7 protein-coding genes and 1 pseudogene are annotated in these 17,319 nt (G+C 66.7%); 4 read left to right on the plus strand and 4 right to left on the minus strand.

All coding sequences use genetic code 11. The annotated features are described in order from the left end of the window. Window positions 1-423 precede the first annotated feature (423 nt). The 4 genes and pseudogenes from OG729_RS37190 to OG729_RS37205 all read right to left on the minus strand — a co-directional run bounded on the left by OG729_RS37190 (window position 424) and on the right by OG729_RS37205 (window position 7,215). Window positions 424-954: a DUF6069 family protein gene (locus tag OG729_RS37190; RefSeq protein WP_405810472.1), complete on the minus strand. Its 531-nt coding sequence runs from the start codon at window positions 952-954 to the stop codon at window positions 424-426. 5 nt (window positions 955-959) lie between these two features. Continuing rightward, a complete protein-coding gene (locus OG729_RS37195) occupies window positions 960-1,958 on the minus strand; it encodes an RNA polymerase subunit sigma-70 (RefSeq protein ID WP_405810473.1) in 999 nt (332 codons plus the stop codon). 97 nt (window positions 1,959-2,055) lie between these two features. Continuing rightward, window positions 2,056-2,607: pseudogene (locus tag OG729_RS37200) on the minus strand (transposase family protein); the annotation flags it as partial. A gap of 273 nt (window positions 2,608-2,880) precedes the next feature. Beyond that, window positions 2,881-7,215: an FG-GAP-like repeat-containing protein gene (locus tag OG729_RS37205; protein ID WP_405810475.1), complete on the minus strand. Its 4,335-nt coding sequence runs from the start codon at window positions 7,213-7,215 to the stop codon at window positions 2,881-2,883. 878 nt (window positions 7,216-8,093) lie between these two features. Between OG729_RS37205 and OG729_RS37210 the strand changes: the two genes are divergently transcribed. From OG729_RS37210 to OG729_RS37225, 4 genes are all read left to right on the plus strand, one after another. Continuing rightward, window positions 8,094-14,021, plus strand: a complete 5,928-nt coding sequence (locus OG729_RS37210; protein WP_405810477.1) for an RHS repeat domain-containing protein — start codon at window positions 8,094-8,096, stop codon at window positions 14,019-14,021. A gap of 158 nt (window positions 14,022-14,179) precedes the next feature. Next, window positions 14,180-14,590 (plus strand): hypothetical protein, encoded by a 411-nt coding sequence (locus tag OG729_RS37215; RefSeq protein WP_405810478.1) that lies wholly within the window; start codon window positions 14,180-14,182, stop codon window positions 14,588-14,590. 363 nt (window positions 14,591-14,953) lie between these two features. Continuing rightward, the gene (locus tag OG729_RS37220) at window positions 14,954-15,700 is read left to right on the plus strand and encodes a response regulator transcription factor (RefSeq protein WP_405810480.1); all 747 of its coding nucleotides are present in this window, start codon (window positions 14,954-14,956) and stop codon (window positions 15,698-15,700) included. Continuing rightward, entirely contained in the window at window positions 15,697-17,196 is a 1,500-nt protein-coding gene (locus OG729_RS37225; protein WP_405810481.1) for a sensor histidine kinase, read from the plus strand. Before OG729_RS37220 ends, OG729_RS37225 begins: the two co-directional genes overlap by 4 nt. Window positions 17,197-17,319: the final 123 nt, after the last annotated feature.

Below are 17,319 nucleotides of genomic sequence, written 5' to 3' on the forward strand. Positions count from 1 at the left end.
TTTCCAACCTCCCACGTAACAAACCGCGTTCCCTGCCCCGTCGGCTACGGCGTGGAAGCCTCCCGCAGGCGTAGGTGTCAGGGCTCGGCTGCGAGCGCGTCCTGGCGCGGCTTGAGCCTGAAGTCGACCCGAGAGAGGGCAGATCCCGGCTCAAGCCGCCGCGCAGGAGCCGAATCCACGTGGGAGGCGCGCGACGGCGGGGTCGGCCAGGGTGAAACGCGACCGGGGTACCCGGTGCGCCCCGACAGAAGCGGGTGGCGTTTGGTCTTCATCCCGCAAGGTGCCCTGTGCTTCTTCGTACACGCGACTCAGCTTTCGAATTGACCAAGAAAAGGAACCTGGAATGGAGGGTGGCAGCACCGGGGGCCGCGTTGGTGCGCTCGCGCACGCCCTTGCGCCGCGCATTGTCCCGTTGCTGGATCGTCATTCGGTCCGGGTGCGGAGGCTCCGCGCCAGGGTGGGGATCATCACCGTCGCAGGGACGAGGTGTAGCCCGAGGAGGGCGGTGGTGGTGGCGGTGTTTGCCCCGGACAGGAGGGGCGGGACCAACGAGATCGCGGTCAGCGACACTGCCGTCCACACGAATCGCTCGGCGGGGCGAGCGCTCCAACGAAGAAGAGCGACGGCAATGACGATGCCCACGATCGAGAAGAAGCCGGTCACCACGGCGAACCCGGACAACGGGATCGTCTCGCCACCATCGGGGACCTCGAAGTCGACGCCAACGGCCTGGGCAAGCGCCGCGGCGAGGGTGGTGGCCACCATCGCTGCGAGCGTGGCAATGAAGCCGGTGCCGCGGAGCCAGAACCCGGCGTCGCGTCCGAGGACCGGCCCGGGCTCGCCGTGGTGCAGCTCCAGCTGCACCCGCCCGCGGGTGACGACGCCGAACGCGTCGCACCACTCCGCCGCGACCACCGCGACACGCGCGCCACCGCGCAGCGCGAGCGTCCACACCGGGACTACTCCGTGCCGTCCGCCGGGAGGCGCTCCGGCAGCCCGAGCCGCGGGAACTGGTCGTCGTGGAACGTGACGATCTCGGTGATCGCCCCGCCGGTGACGCGCAGGACGTCGATCGTCAGCGGCAGGTACGCGCCCTCCCGCTTGTGCCAGAGGTAGAAGGCGACGGCGGGCTGCCGGTTCACGGAGGTGAGGACGGCGCGCAGGCCCTTCATGCCCTCGAAGCCGCTCTCGACCCAGTCGTTCACCACCGTGTCGCGGCCGATGTACAGGCCCGGCGTGGGCGGCATCGAGCAGCGGACGTCGTCCCGCAGCAGTGCGGCGAGCCCGTCGATGTCCGTGGCCACGCTGGCGTCGGTATAGCGGCGCACCAGCTCGCGCGTCCCGGCGTCCTGTTCGCCGCCGGTCCAGTCCTGCCGCTCGGCGGGCAGGTGCTCCCGCATGCCGGCGCGGGCTCGCTGCAGCGCGCTGTTCACGGAGTTGACGGAGTCCCCGAGGAGCTCCGCGACGTCCTTCGCCGGCCAGCCGAGCACGTCCCGCAGGATCAGCACGGCCCGCGGGCGCGGCGCGAGGTGCTGGACTGCGACCAGGTACGCCAGCTCGATCGTCTCCCGCGCGACGGCGACGGTCTCCGGCTCGTCCGCGTCGCCCGCGGGCAGCTCGTCGAGCAGCCGGTCCGGGTAGGGCTGCAGCCACAGCACCTCGCCGCCGGTCGCAGGCTCCGGGCGGCACTTGGCGAGCAGGTCCAGGCAGGCGTTGGTGGCGATCCGGTACAGCCAGGCCCGGAAGGTCGACCGCCCCTCGAAGGTCTCCCGCCGCCGCCAGGCACGGAGGAACGTTTCCTGCACCGTGTCCTCGGCGTCCTCGAACGACCCGAGCATCCGGTAGCAGTGCACGTGCAGCTCCCGCCGGTGCCGCTCCGCCAGCCCTGAGAACGCCGGCTCGTCGACCTCGCCCAGCCCGCTCACGCCCAGCTCCTCCAGCCGCGTGTCCGCACTCATCACGTCATCCTTCCGCGTCGTCGTGTCCCGTCGTAGGTGTGACGGGTGCGGGCGCGAAAACTCATCACTAGGCTCGGTCGGTATGGCTGAGCGTTTCTCATCCTTGGTAGGTCGGGTTTTCGACGTGGTGGAGAACGAGGATGGCCTGCACCATTGCGCGGTGCCGCTTGAACGGGATACGCAGAGGAACCGCCGGCGCCTTGATACGCCTTGTCCGCGAAGGTCATCACGTCAGCGTTGGACAACGCGGCGATGAAGCCGTGGGTTCGCGCAGCAGTCAGGTCGTGTGCCGAGCCGGGAAGTGCCACCGACGCCCAGACGAGGCGTGCGGCCGCATCCGCGATTACCTGCACGTTTATCCGTGCCGTCGGTGTTTTCGGGAGTAGTACGGCTTCTGATCGTGCACGCGGTCGATCGGGGTCAGCGTGCCGTCGAGGATGACGTGGGCCAGCAGCTGGATCCTGGTCATCGCCTGGTGCAGGTCGTTGGCGGTGGCGGCGAGCGAGGTGATCGCCTCGCGGGTATAGCGCCAGGCGGTGGCAACCCCGGCCTGGAATCCGGCGGCCAGGCGGGTGAGGGTGTCGCCGTTGCGCAGGTGGGCCAGGGCGAGCAGGGCCTGCCGGCCGGGGTCGATCCTGTCCAATCGGGACGCATTCGGGACGCGGTCAGGACACAAGGACAGGAACAGACTGACAAACACGAAGTAACACCGACACGGCTCGCCCGCTCTGACCAGGGGCCGAATGCGCAGGCTGCTGCCGCGCCCACTCGCGCAGGTGACTCGGCTCGGATGGGGCTCGACCGGCAGCGAATCGGCCAGCAACGGTCTTGGGCCACGAGCCGGTGGGCAACTGTCTGGAGAGACAGCGGCCGAGGCCGCTCCCGGCAGCGCATCGGCTGCCGGGAGCGGCTTCGGTGACTGTCAGTTGTAGGGCTTGAAGAAGCGGGTGGATGTGTAGACCCACTGCGATGCGGTGTAGGTCCAACTGGCGAGGGCGCCGTTGAACCTGGCGTCCTCCTTGGCGGTCCAGGTCCACATCTTCACGGAGTCGTCCGGCTGGTGGTACATGGCTCCGATGTCGTCGCGGCCGTCGCCGTTGTAGTCGCCGATGACGAGTTGGCTGCGCTTGATGTCCCAGTTTCCGGGGTTGCTGGACAGAGTGACGAAGGCGGAGCCGAAGCGGTCGACGCCGTCGACGTTCTCGGACAGGATCGTGGAGACCTTGTCGCTGCCGTCGGCGTAGTCGTACCAGACCATGGCGTCGTCGCGGCCGTCACCGTTGAAGTCACCCGCATGCGGGGTGGACCGGTTCCAGTCGAGGGCACTGCTGTACCACCACGAGGTGGGCTTCGCGAAACCGCCGCTGACCGTGGCGAGGAACGTGTGGTTGCGTACGGTGTCGTCGCCCTGGCCGTAGAAGACGCTCAGGTCCTCGCGGCCGTCGCCGTTGAAGTCGCCGGTGACGAATTTGCAGCGGCTGCGCAGCCAGGTGCCCGCGGGGGCCGACCAGGACTCGAAGGGCTTGTTGAAGCCCCCGGTGACCCCTGCCGTGAAGGTGAACAGCTTGGTGGTGCCGTCCGGGTAGGCGTACCAGACGGCGATGTCGTCGCGTCCGTCGCCGTTGAAGTCGCCGGCCTGCGGGGTCATGTAGCTGGTGTGCATGATGCCGGGGCCGACATGCCAGGACTCGAAGGGTGCGTTGAAGCCGCCGTCCGGCTTCCCCAACGCAGTCCACAGGGTTACGGCGGTGTCGCTGTGCGCTTGCAGTGCAGCCATGTCGCCGCGGCCGTCGCCGTTGAAGTCGCCGGTGACGAACTTGAGGGCCTTCGCATCCCACACACCCGCTGCGGCGGCGAAGGACTTGTAGGGGAGCTCGAACGAGCCGTCGGAGTTCGACTTCAGGGTGTACGTGGCATCCGTACCCGCCGTGAAGTCGTACCACAGCCCCATGTCGCTGCGGCCGTCACCGTTGTGGTCGTGCCGGATCGCGGTACCGCTGGACCAGACGGCCTGTCCCTTGCCGTTGTGGACCACGAGGTTGCCGCGGTCCTGGAGCAGAACGTATCCCTCTGCGGTCAGGCCGGGCTTCACGTCCGGGTTGGTGGCATCCGGCGTGCTGCTGACATTGGTGCCCCACAGCTGGGTGCTCCCGTCAGCCGAGTAGACAGCGAGGTTGCCGTTGGCCAGTACGCGTGCGGTGGCGCCGTTGTTGCCGGTCGTGCCGCTGGACCACAGGGTTTTGTTCGCGTTGGAGGTGATGACGAGGTTGCCGTCGGCCTGCATGGTGAGCTTGGCCGAGTTCGAGGCCAGCGACTGGCCGCTGCCCAGAGTGGTGCCGCCGGGGATCTGCCGGCCGCCGTTGGCTCCGTCGATCGCGAAGTACGCGCCGATGCCGGTGTAGTCGCTGCCGGTCTTGCGGCCGGGCCAGCCGAGGAGGGTGTTGTCCTTCTTGCGTGCCCAGAGATCGGCGATGCCGTCGCCATCGTTTATGTGATCACCGTTGCCGTCGCCGTCGAGGTCTCCGGAGGAGCCGATGACGGGGTAGAGGCTCTGCGGCAGGGTGCCGGTGGCGATCTTCACGCGGCTGGTGGAGTTGCCCCAGGTCGCCGAATCGAGTGTGCCGGTGGGGTCGGCCTTTCCGTAGGAGCGGAAAAGGTCGCCGGAAGCGTTCTCGCGCAGTAGTAGGTCGGGCAGTGTGTCGCCGTTGAGGTCGCCGGGGACGACGACGGTGAACTTGTCCCAGTCGGTCTCGCCTACCAGGACCGGGTGGGGGCGGACCTTGTCCAGCTGGGCGGAGCGGTTGCCGTAATAGACCCACAGCTGCTTGCCCTGCTTGACCAGCAGGTCGGCCGTCTGGTCGTTGTTGATGTCGCCGCCGGTGATGATCTGATCGGCGTTGTACCAGTGGTCGTCGCCTGTCCAGCCCTCCTCACCCTTGCAGCGGCCGCTGGGGCGGGGGATGGGGCAGCTGACGCTCAGCTGGAGGTAGTTGTCGCGGTCGATGATCCCCTTGCCGTTGTTGGGGTAGACGCGCAACTTGTTCTTGTTGTCGTTCTGGTTGTACTCGAGCGAGATGAGGTCGTTGTATCCCTCCTGACCCCAGTCCCCGCTGAAGGTGACCTGCTGGCCGGGGAAGGTACCGCCACCGTTCGTCGCGGACGAGAATTCCCGGCTGCCGTGCCCGGCGTAGGTGAGGAGCGTTCCGTTGGTGTCGGTGTTCCAGATGTCCTTGAAGCCGTCGCCGTTGAGGTCACCGGGCTGGTCCCGTTCCTGGGCGCGTTTGGCGTAGTACAGGTAGGTGGCCGTGTCGGACCGGTTGCCCGCCCCATCCACGCTGTACGCGTATATCAGGTGCGGGCCGTAGGAGGGAGGGGTGACCAGAGCGGAAGGCGAACTCGCCTGAGTCTGGTTCACGTCGGGGTCGGTGTCGGTCCACCAGAAGTAGGAGGCGACATCCGCGACCCCGTTCGCGGCGAAAAGGAACTTCCCCTCGGAGCGGGCGGCGCCGGTCGGATCAGGCCAACCCTTGTCGCCATTGGGAAACTTGCCGCCTTCGGAGGTGATGATCGGCGGCTGGCTGGGACGGCTGCGGTCCAGGGTGAACTTACAGGTGGTGCTCCAGGCCGAGGTGGCGCCGTCGGGGTCCTTGGCGCGGACCTTCCAGGTGTAGTCGCCGCTGGGTGTGCTGCCCGCAGGCAGTACGACCGTGGTCACCCGGCCCTTGAGCGCGGGGACGCTCGTGTCGACGACTGGCGTGCTCGTGCCGGCCTTGAACGCCTGGAACTGGGCGCTCAGGTTCCCGCCGTCCGGGTCGTCGATCTTCGCGTAGAGGCTGACGGCGACGTTGCCGATGCTGCCGCCGGCCGCGCAGTTGGTGCGGGGGTTGGTGCCCAGGCCGCTCGGCGTCTTCGGCGGGTTGTTGTACTTGATCTCCAGCGTGGCGGTCTTCGGGTCGAACCTCTTCCAGCCGAAGGTGTCCGTCTCGTCATCGGCATAGAGGCCCAGGGTGACGCTCGCGTCATCGCCTGCCGCTGCGGTCCGTACCGCGCCGGTGGCGTCGAACTCCAGGTTTCCAGCAGCGCAGTCCGAGCTCCAGCCCTTGGAGTCGTTCACGACGTCCAGCCGGGACCCGATCTTGCCGGGTTGGTTGTTCCACGTCGTCTTCTTGGAGATGTCGCCGACCTGCCACAGCTCGACGGGGCGGTCCTGGCACGACCATGACCAGGTGTTGCGGACGCGGAACGTGGCGCTCTTGATCTGTGCACCCGTCACGTCACTGGTGTCGAGCTGGAAGAAGGAACGGGAGATCCGGTTCGAGCCCCCCGTCTCCGCCTCGTAGCCGACCCGAACGTCTTCCTTGGCGTCCCAGTAGGACGTGTTGGGGTAGGCCTCGTACACGCGCGCCCAGTGCTGCCACTCGCCCCAGGCCCAACTGGGGTCGATGTAGACCGGGTAGGTGGTGTCCGTACCCGTCAGCAGGTCCTGGTCCGGAGTGATGGTCAGCGTGTCGCCGCTGACGGAGGTGGCCATCTGCGCGTCCTCGGCGCCCGCGCCGGGCTCGAACGAGTCTCCGGGGTCCGAGGTGGCCAGCGTTGCCGTACGCGCTGTCGGTGCGGCAGGAGCGCTCGAGGTGCTGGAGTCCCACATGAGGGGGGCGGGGCTGGTGAACACGGTCTGCCCGGCCGGGTCGGTCGCCACCAGCGTGCCGGTGTCCGCGTCCTTGGACACGTTCAGCCCGACGGTATTCATCGCGAACTGCAGCTGGGCCAGTTCGGGGTTCTGCGCCGCCTCGGCGGTCTTGACCACCAGCAGCTGCGAGAAACCCTCCACCTCGGCCTTCAACTGCAGGTCCACACCGGGCAGTACGTCCGCATAGGTGGCCACGTTCGCTTCGAGCGTGGGCTTAGGCAGGGGCTTGGGCCACGACAACGACAACGTGCGCCCGTCCTTGACCCCGGTCAGCATCGGCCCCGTGCCGCCGCCGGAGAACTTCACGGCGACCGATGCAACCTTCGGCACGACCGAACCATCTGCTGCGAAAGCGAGCGTCGGATCGGCGGTGACCCACGCACCATCACGCCACAGTCGTACGGCAGTTCCGTGCCGCTTCACCGAGAACGACCCGTCAGGCTGTGCCCACGTGTCACTGGCCTCGGTGCGGGCAGAGAGCAACTCCACAGGTTGACCCGAGGTTTGAGCGTCCTGGAGGGCCTTGTCCTCCTCGCTCATCGACCCGTCGGCTACAGGATCGGACAACGCAGCAGCCAAGGGCGCGGAATTGTGAGGGGCGGCGTAGGAAAGCCCGGCAGGGATCCCCGACACCAGGATCCCCCCCGCCAGGACGCCGCACAGCAAGTGAGATCTCCACCTCCGTGGAGAACCCCCACCCCTTTGTGATATGGGCACGATGCAACTCCCCTTTTGAGTGTCCTGATTTCGCGCAGACTCTATAGGGGATCCTCGGCTTCACCTCTCCAGAACGCTGGTGATGTCGACCTGCCAGTCATGATGAATGTGTAAATGCGGTGTGAATCGAGGCAGTTGACGCTGGGGCAGTCGAGGAGCCTGCAGGGGCAGTGACCTGGACAGAAGGTGCGCTCGGAAGCCTCACAGGTGCTCCATAGGTGCGAATGGGATGTTCTCGGCTTCTGGTGCATTTATTTGCAGCCAGGTGATGAGTCATTTCGGTTCTCACGGCGTCTGTTATGGTGCGACGAAAATTTCAAAGCTGTGCGAGGGGTGGGGGCGTGAGCCGTTTCGGCACGCGTGCATGGGTGGGAGCCTTGGCTCTCGCGGTAACGGTCGGCTTGCTGCCGACCGCTGCAGCATCGGCGGCAACAACTGCTGCTGGGAAGGGAGTCGACCTTCCGAAGCTGAAACAGCCTCCAGCTGTGCCGGTGAAGGCAATGACGCCTGGCGGTACGAAACGGCGTGGAAGCACGGCTGGACGGACGTGGAGCTCTCCGAAGGTCGTCTGGCCCGCGACAGGCAGCGCCACCGTTGCCCTAACGGCAGCAGGCAGCAACTCCAACCCGAGGCGGGCCGGGAAACTCCCCGTCGCGATTGGCTCCGCACCCGCTCAGAACCGCGCAGCGGCGCAGGCGCCGACCAAGGTAAAGGTCACCGTCGCCAGTGTGGAGGCTGCCCGCAAGGCCGGTGTGGACGGAATCCTGCTCTCCGTGAGCCGGGCGGACGGCAGCGTGGCCGGCAAGGCCCAAGTCCAGGTGGACTACAGCACCTTCCGTGGTGCCTACGGTGGCGATTGGGCCGCCCGGCTGGGATTGGTCCAACTGCCTGCCTGCGCACTGACCACCCCGGACAAGCCCGCGTGCCGGATCGGCAAGCCGTTGGCGACGAGGAACGACACAAAGGCTGGCACTCTCTCGGGGGCCGTCTCTCTGCCCCCGGTCGGGAAGACGACCGGGGGCGCCACGCGGAGTGCATCTGCGCCCACTGGCGCGACCGTGCTGGCTGCCACGGCGGGGGACTCCGGTCCGACAGGCAACTACAAGGCGACCTCGCTCCAGTCGTCCGGCTCGTGGAGCGCGGGCGGCTCGACCGGTGCGTTCAATTGGTCGTACCCCATCGGCGTTCCCTCGGTACCTGGTGGACTGCAGCCGAATGTCTCGCTGGACTACAACTCCCAGTCCGTGGACGGCCGCACGTCCGCATCGAACAACCAGCCGAGCTGGATCGGGGACGGTTGGGACTGGGAGCCGGGCTTCATCGAGCGCCGCTACAAGGTTTGCAACGATGACAAGACTGGTGGCACCAACACCACCAAGGTCGGTGACCTGTGCTGGTACAACAACAATGCCACGTTGTCGCTCGGCGGGAAGAGCACCGAGCTGGTCTACGACAGTGCCAGGGGCTGGCACCCGGCGTCGGACTCCGGTGAGAAGGTCGAAAAGCTCACCGGTGCGTCCAACCCCGACAAGGGAACGGCCGGCGTTGATGGTGTCGGCGAGCACTGGAAGATCACCACGAGTGATGGCACCCAGTACTTCTTCGGCCTGAACAAGCTGCCCGGCTGGAGCGACCACGGGACGGCTGCAGACGATCCGGTGACCAACTCGACCTGGACGGTTCCGGTCTTCGGCAACCAGTCCGGCGAGCCGTGCTACAACTCCTCGTTCGCCGCCGCCTGGTGCCAGCAGGCCTGGCGCTGGCAGCTCGACTACGTCGTCGACCCGCGCGGCAACGCGATGGCGTACTACTGGCAGACCGAGGCCAACAACTACGGCCGTAACGTCTCAGAGACGACGGGCGCTTCCACTGCCACTCCTTACATCCGTGGCGGCTACCTCGAGCGCATTGACTACGGCCTGCGCTCTAACGCGGTCTACTCGGGCAAGGCGATGGGCCAGGTCCACTTCGGCACCAGCGAACGCTGCCTGACCTCCTGCGCCACTTTCGACGCCACGAACGCCAAGAACTGGCCAGATGTCCCGTTCGACCAGTACTGCAAGGACGGCGTGGAGTGCAAGGACAAGTACTCGCCCACCTTCTGGACCCGTAAGCGCTTGACTGGTATCTCCACCAAGGTCCTCACCGGTGGCGCCTACAAGGACGTGGACTCCTGGACCCTGGCGCAGGGCTTCCCCGCCGCTGGCGACGGCATCTCCACGCCCATGTGGCTGGAGTCCATTACCCGCAGCGGAAAGGCCGGCGGCACTGCGGCTCTGCCTTCCGTCACCTTCGAGGGAGTGCAGAAGCCCAACCGAGTCGACAAGCTCGGCGACGGCTTGGCCCCCTTCATCCGTCTGCGGATGTCGCAGATCATCACGGAGACAGGCGGTGCCATCGGAATCGACTACCTCGACCCGGAGTGCGCCGCTGACAGCCTGCCGCCCACGGACGCTTCGAACAGCACCCGCTGCTATCCGGTGAAGTGGGCCTACGAGGGGGACACGGCGAAGCAGGACTGGTTCAACTCCTACGTTGTCAAGCGCGTCATTGAGGGCGACAACCTCGCCTCGACGCCGGACGCAGTGACCGAGTACGCCTATGTCGGCGGTGCCGAGTGGGCCAAGAGTACGGACGAGTTCACCAAGGCCGAGGACCGCACCTTCTCCATCGCCCGCGGCTACTACCGGGTCCAGACGCGCGAGGGCGCGGCCACCGATCCAAGGACCTTCTCCGAGGCCCGCTACTTCCGTGGCGTCGACGGCGCGGCTGTGGAGGACTCCGCCGGTATCGCCGTCACCGACCGGGAGCAGTTCGCCGGAGAGCTCCGTGAGAGCGCCACGTACAACGGTGACGGCGGCGCCCTCGTCAGTGCCACGTCGTACACCCCGTGGCGTTCAGCCCCGACCGCGGTTCGGAGTCGTACCGGCGCTGGTCTGCCCGACCTGGAGGCCTATTACACCGGCACGGAGTCTGAGGAGACCCGGACTGCAGTCACCGGCGGCACCCGCACGACCAAGGTCATCCGCGGCTTCGACAGCTATGGCATGGTCAGCACAGTCTCGGAGCTCGGCGACATCGCCGAGACCGGTGACGAAAAGTGCACCACCACTCAATATGCCCGCAACGCCAATGCCAATGTCTGGCTGCTCAGCACCGTCTCCCGCACCGAGACCGTTGCCGCTCCCTGCGTCGGTGGCACGGTCAACCGCCCGGAAGACATCATCGATGACGTCCGCGTTTACTACGACGGCGGAGCATTCGGGGCGGCGCCCACCAGAGGGCTCGTCACCAAGTCCGACCGCATCAACGGCAAGGGTGATGGCTATGACGTCACCACCTCCGTCCCCAATACTTGTGGCCTCACCGCAGACCAGCTCTGCTTCGACCAGTACGGGCGCGCTCTGGCCGCGGCTGACGCCTACGGCAAGGTCACCACTACCACCTACACGCCCACCACGGGTGAGGTGCCGACCGCAACCGTCTTGACCAATCCGCTGGGCCACACGACGACCACCGTGATGGATCCGCTGCGTGGCCAGCCCACCCGGGTCACCGATCCGAACGGCAAGGTCACCACGACGGCCTATGACGCGCTGGGGCGCGTCACCAAGGTCTGGATACCGACCCGTTCGGCGGCCGCCTACCCCAATGCGCCGAACCATGTCTTCGACTATCTCGTCCGCCGGGACGGCCCGATCGTCGTCACCAGCAAGTCCCTCGACCACAATTCCGAGTACCAAGTCGGCTACGCATTCTTCGACGGCCTGCTGCGTCCCCGTCAGAGTCAGCAGAAGTCGCCGGATCGGGCCGGTCGCCTGGTGTCGGAGACGTTCTACAACACCCGTGGCGAAGCCTGGTTGGATTCGGGCAGCTACTTCGCCGAAGGCTCAGCCGAGCCGGTCCTGGTCACTGGTCAGGAGACCAAGTACCCGGCGTCAGTCGAGAGCGTTTTCGACGGCGCAGGCCGCCCCACGGCCGTCATTGCGAAGAAGTTCGGCGACGAGAGCAAGCGCACCACCACCAGTTACACAGGTGACACCACCACTGTGGTTCCCCCGGCGGGCGGCACCGCGACGACCACTGTCGTGGACGCGCTGGGCCGCACCACCGAGCTGAAGCAGTACACCAATGCTGCGCGTACCGCCTCGCAGTCGACGCACTACCGCTTCAACCAGCAAGGCCGCCTGGAGCAGGTCACCGACCCGTCCGGGGCCAAGTGGACCCACAGCTACGACGTCCGCGGCCGCGAGACGCTGGAAAGCGACCCGGACAAGGGGACCTCGACCACGGTCTACGACAAGGGTGACCGCGTCACGGACGTCTCCGACGCCCGTGGTGTCACCCTTCACACTGACTACGACGTGCTCGGTCGTCGCACTGCCGTGCAGAAGGGCACCACCACACTGTCGTCCTGGACGTACGACGGTGTCGCCAAGGGCCAGGCCGCCTCCGCCACGCGCTACGTCGACGGCAATGCCTACGTCACCGAAATCACCGAGTACAACGACCTGTATCAGCCTGTCGGAAACAAGGTCACCATTCCCGCCGGTGAAGGCGCCCTGGCCGGCACGTATGAGGGGTTCAACTTCTACAACGACAACACCGGCCAGCTGATGGAGACCGAACACCCTGAAATGGGCGGGCTACCGGCCGAGTCGGTCTCCAACAGCTACAACACAGGCGGGCTCCTCGACTCTGTCTACGCCGGCAGCGACCCACTGATCTCGGCCAACACCTACGACCACTACGGCCGCAACACCCGCCTCGAATACGGCGAATTCGGCCGCCACCTGTGGGTGACCAACGAATTCGACGACCACACCAGCAGCCTGACCCGCAGCTACACCGACCGCGAAGTCGCTCCGCAGCGCATCGAAGACACCCGCTATGACTACGACCCGGCCGGCAACATCACCGAGGTCGCCACCGCTTACGGCCAGGACGCCGGCCGCACCACCGACACCCAATGCCTCACCCTCGACGCCTTGCGCCGCATCACCAACGCCTGGACCAACACTGGTGAGAAGTGTGCCACCGCTCCTTCCACCTCGGTGGTAGGCGGCCAGGACGCCTACTGGACCAGCTACACATACGACGCAGTCGGCAACCGCGAGACCGAAACCCAGTACAAGACCGCATCCGGTCCCACGACCGACACCGTCCGCACCTACGCAGCCCCTGACACCGGCAAGCACAACCTGCCCAAGGTCGTCCAGACCGGCACCGACGCCCATGAGGAGACCTACACCTACGACGCCGTGGGGAACACTGCCACCCGCAAGATCGGCAGCGCAGACACGCAGAGCCTGCTCTGGGATGACGAAAACCACCTCAAGTCCGTCACCAAGGGTGCGAACACCTCCAGTTACCTGTATGACACCGAAGGCCAGCGACTGATCCGCCGTGACTCCACCGGCACCACGCTCTACCTGCCCGGCGGCAACGAGCTCCGCATGGATCCGGCCGGTGCAGTCACCGGCACCCGCTACTACGGCGCGGGCGGCAAGACCGTTGCCATGCGCACCGGCGGAAAGCTGACCTTCCTCCTCGGCGACCACCACGGCACCGGTACCACTCAGGTGACGACCGATGCCACGCAGACCGTCACTCGTCGCAAGAGCACGATCTTCGGCGCCCCTCGCGGTGCCCATCCCGCCAACTGGCAGGGAGACAAGGGCTTCGTCGGCGGTACCAAAGATGCCGACACCAACCTCACTCAGCTCGGTGCCCGGGAATACGACCCGGAAACAGGCCGGTTCATGTCTGTCGACCCGGTCATGGATCTCTCCGACCCGCAGCAGATAAACGGGTACACGTACGGCAACAACAACCCGCTGGTGTACGCCGACCCGGACGGGCTGTGGTTCGGCTCCACCGTCAAGCGTCTGCTGAACAAGGCCTTCAACAAGATCCCCAACAAGAACCCCGGCTTCATGCGCCGCCGTGCGGAGATTCCGTCAGTCACCAACAAGGACTTGGCGGGGGCGCTCCTGCAGATCTATCCCAAGGCCAGAGCGAAGACCGTTTTCGGCGATGGCAAGATGTCGACAGCGATCATCCATGAGTTCAACACCGGGGAGCGGCTGACAGGCAAGGACGAGCTGCACATGGAAAAGGGGTGGGCGACGATGAAGAGTCTGTCGAACACTCTGGAACTCGACAGAAAGGCCAGAGAGACTGGGAAGGGCAAGAATCACCTCCTGTCCGGTAAGGATCTGGCGATCGCCAAAGCCGAGGCTCAAGAGTTGTGGAATGCGCTGAACTCCCGCGATGTAACAGGAAAGATCAAGCAGATCGTGGACAACGAACCGAGCATGAAGAAAGCCATGAAGACGAATTTCGCTTCCATTATGACGATGGCTTCGGTCGAGGACCTGACGGGTCAGAGTTTCCAGCCGACCCAGTACAAGGGGCCACAGCCTGTCGGCCAGCCCACGCGCCTGCGAGGCTTTGCCAAGACGTTCGGTATAGCCGGCGGCGTGGCGTCGGTGGCTCAGGCCCCAAGTTATTTCCAGGAATACGGGTTGGGCAGAGGTTCATGGGAAATGGTCAAGGACGTATTCGACCCCTTCGGGGCTACCGATGGCCAAGATCACTTCGTTGATGGTGGGACATCAGCGCATTGTTACCCTGGTGATGATCGTTGTGCCTGATGCGGCGCGCCCTGTAGAGGAGTGACTCCGGAAGTACAGGAGCCTGTCGCGCCGCGTGCACGATAGGCTCCACTTCTGAGGGCAAGGGCTCGCACGGTACTGAGCGTGGCCTGCTTGTGCCACCCCGCAGCTATGACAACGGGACGATCAGGGAAGACATGAGTGCAATCCGCGAAGAAGATGTACCCCTGTTGCTACTTCAAATGGTCCCTGAGTCGGCGAAATTCATTGCTGAGAAGTACGGCATGCCTGCGGACCAGGCAGTTCTTACCGAAGGCGCCATGCTGGGCGTGTATGACCTGCTGACCGAAGCATTCGTGGATCCCATTCTCCTGCCGCAGTTGCAGAGTTCCGCTCCTGACGTGGAGCTCGTGCAGCGATGCTTCGATTTCGTCGAGAGTATTGTGGACCATCCCAAGGAACACATTCGAGGTGCCGTGTACTTCCAGGTTCTCGAGCAGTTCCTGAACGCCGGAACCTTGATCGAGGACTCCTTCCCGTACATGAAGGAGCGTACGCGGAAGCGGACGCTCAGGATGCTTGAAGCGTACGGAATTTCAATACCTTAGACGGTGTCCTATTGCACTGCGGACACGAGGCTGCGAGGGGCTGATCGAAACCAAGGGCGACCCGGCCGGTGGAGGCGGGAGTCAAGCCGCCTGACGGACGATCGATCCGAACGTTGAGCGGTCCCGGGTCGGCAGCGGGGGACGCCGACCGGGCCCGTAGTTCCCGCCCGCCCCCAACGGCACGGGGTGCGAGGCGGGTGGGAGTTCAGTCGGGCGGCATGACCTTCTGCGGCCGGTTGCAGCCGTGGCCGGGCAGGCAACTCGAAGCGTCGGGAATTGTCAGGCTCCTGCTGCTCCTAATGCCTCGTGCGCCTCGTAGACACTGCCTTAGTCCGTGACCGGACCGTACCCCGTGGAAACTCCATGACTCGGCGTGGCCGTACTATCGCCGCCGTGAGGACGGATACGCAGGGGACGGAGCGGGTGCTCGTCGCCGACGACGACGCGGCCATCCGGCGCTCCCTGGAACGCGGACTGCGGCTGCACGGATTCTCGGTGGTCCTGGCGGAAGACGGCCGCGACGCGCTCGCCGCTGTCCGGGACAAGGAGCTGGACGTTGTGGTGCTGGATGTCTCGATGCCCGGGCTGAGCGGGATCGAAGTGTGCCGGACGCTGCGCGACGAGGGCGACGACGTCCCGGTGCTCATGCTCTCCGCCCTGGACCAGCTGGCCGACCGGGTGGCCGGTCTGCAGGCGGGCGGTGACGACTACCTGGTCAAGCCGTTCGCCCTGCAGGAGCTTGTGCTGCGGCTGCGCGCGTTGCTGAGGCGCAGGCCTCCGGCGGCCACCGACCAGGTGCGCGCCGGGGGGCTGGTGATCGACCCAGGGACCCGTGTGGCCCGGCTGGACGGCGCACCGCTGACGCTGACCCGGCGCGAGTTCGGCCTGCTGGAAGTGCTGGCGCGCAACGCGGGACTGGTGCTCACCCGCGACCAGTTGCTGGAGCGTGTGTGGGGGTACGACTTCGATGTGCGCACCGACGCGGTGGACACGTTCATCAGCTATCTCCGGCGCAAGCTGGAGGCCGGCAGCCGCCCTCGGATCCTGCACACCGTACGCGGCGTGGGTTTCGTCCTGCGCGACGACCGGGCGAACGGCGGCGGGCGATGAGGCTGTCCACCCGGGTGGCGCTGGTCGTCGGGACGCTCGTACCGCTGCTCGTCCTGGCGGGGGGTGCCGTGCTCCTGCGGATGGTCGCGAACGATCTGCACAAGCAGCAGGACGCCCTGCTGCGTGAGCGTGCCTCCGCGGTGATTCCCGAGGCAAGGGCACTCCTGCGTGCCGCGGCGAAGCACCGTCCGCAGGCCACCGAGCAGGCCCGGCAGCGGCAGCTGTTCGACTCCGCGCTGGATGTCGGCATTCGTCTCACCGGCCCCGGTGGCACAGTGTCGGGAGGCCCGCAGCCGGATGCCTCCGTGCCGTTGCCCGCCGGCACGCGCGTTCCAGTGACGGTGCGGGCGGACGGCGCCCGCTGGCGGGTGCTCTCAGTGCCGGTGACCGGGGCGGGGCCAGGGGGCCGCGGAACCCTGTGGCTGTTCTCACCGGACAGCGCAGCGAGGACCCAACTGGGCTTCGTACGACGGCGGGTGGCGGCCATCGCCCTGCTCACCGCCCTCGTGTCCGGCCTGCTGGCCTGGGCGGCCACCACCCGCGCCGCTCGTCCCCTGCGGCAGCTCCAGCAGCGCGCCTCTGGCCTCGATCCCCGGACCAGCGTCGCCCGCCTGGAGCACGTTCCCACCCGGGTCACCGAGGTCGACGATCTGGCCCACACCCTGCGGACCGTCCTCACGCGCTACGACGAGCAAGCCGCCCGTACGGCCGAGGCGTTGGCCACCGCACGTTCGTTCGCCGCGTCCGCCTCCCACGAACTGCGCAATCCGCTGATGAGCATGGGGACCAACCTGGACATCCTCATCGGGCACCCCCGACTTCCTGAGGCCGAACGGACCGAGGTGGTGGAGGATTTGCGGCAGGAGCACGGCCGGGTGCTCGGTCTGCTGGTCATGCTGCGTGCACTCGCCGAGGGAGATCTGGTGGAGGTGGACGCGTTCGGATCCGTGGACCTGGCCGAGGTGGTCGACGCAGCGGCCGCCGACGTACGGCGGCTGTATCCGGGGGCGGCGGTAGTGGTGCGAGCCGATGGCAGCCTGCGAGTGCAGGGCTGGGAGCCGGGGCTGCGCTCGGCGGTGGACAACCTCCTGGTCAACGCCCTCGTCCACGGCCGTACGGGCGGACATACGGCCGAGGTCGAGGTTTCCCTGAGCCGCGTCCACGACGAGGACGGTCCGACCGCCGTACTCACCGTGGACGACCGGGGTCCCGGGATTCCCGCCGCGGCGCGGTCAGCGGTATTCGAGCGTTTCCACCGACGTCCCGACAGCCCCGGATCCGGCCTGGGACTGACGCTGGTCGCCCAGCAGACCGCTCTGCACGGCGGCCGGATCACCGTCCAGGACCGGCACGACGGGCCCGGCACGCGGTTCGAGGTACGTCTTCCCCTCACTGGCACAGAGGACACGGCGACCATGGTGCTGCCCCGGATGCGCCGGAACTGGCTCTCGGCGGACACCGCGGAGCCACAGAGTTCCCACAAAGGCGGCTCCTAGAGCTCCTGGCCCGGAGCGGCGACACGCCACAGCCGAGGGCAGAAGGACAACCGCATGCCGCGCAGGACGACGACTGCGGTGCTCTCGCCGCCCTCACCGTCTTGCTCGGGGCGACGGGCCCGC

The organism is Streptomyces sp. NBC_00210, from assembly GCF_045160975.1.
Lineage (GTDB): Bacteria > Actinomycetota > Actinomycetes > Streptomycetales > Streptomycetaceae > Streptomyces.

Excerpts from the sequence above, each read along its gene's own strand:
- OG729_RS37195 (WP_405810473.1), bottom strand. The coding sequence starts at position 1,958 with ATGAGTGCGGACACGCGGCTGGAGGAGCTGGGCGTGAGCGGGCTGGGC.
- OG729_RS37215 (WP_405810478.1), top strand. The coding sequence starts at position 14,180 with ATGAGTGCAATCCGCGAAGAAGATGTACCCCTGTTGCTACTTCAAATG.
- OG729_RS37220 (WP_405810480.1), top strand. The coding sequence starts at position 14,954 with ATGACTCGGCGTGGCCGTACTATCGCCGCCGTGAGGACGGATACGCAG.
- OG729_RS37225 (WP_405810481.1), top strand. The coding sequence starts at position 15,697 with ATGAGGCTGTCCACCCGGGTGGCGCTGGTCGTCGGGACGCTCGTACCG.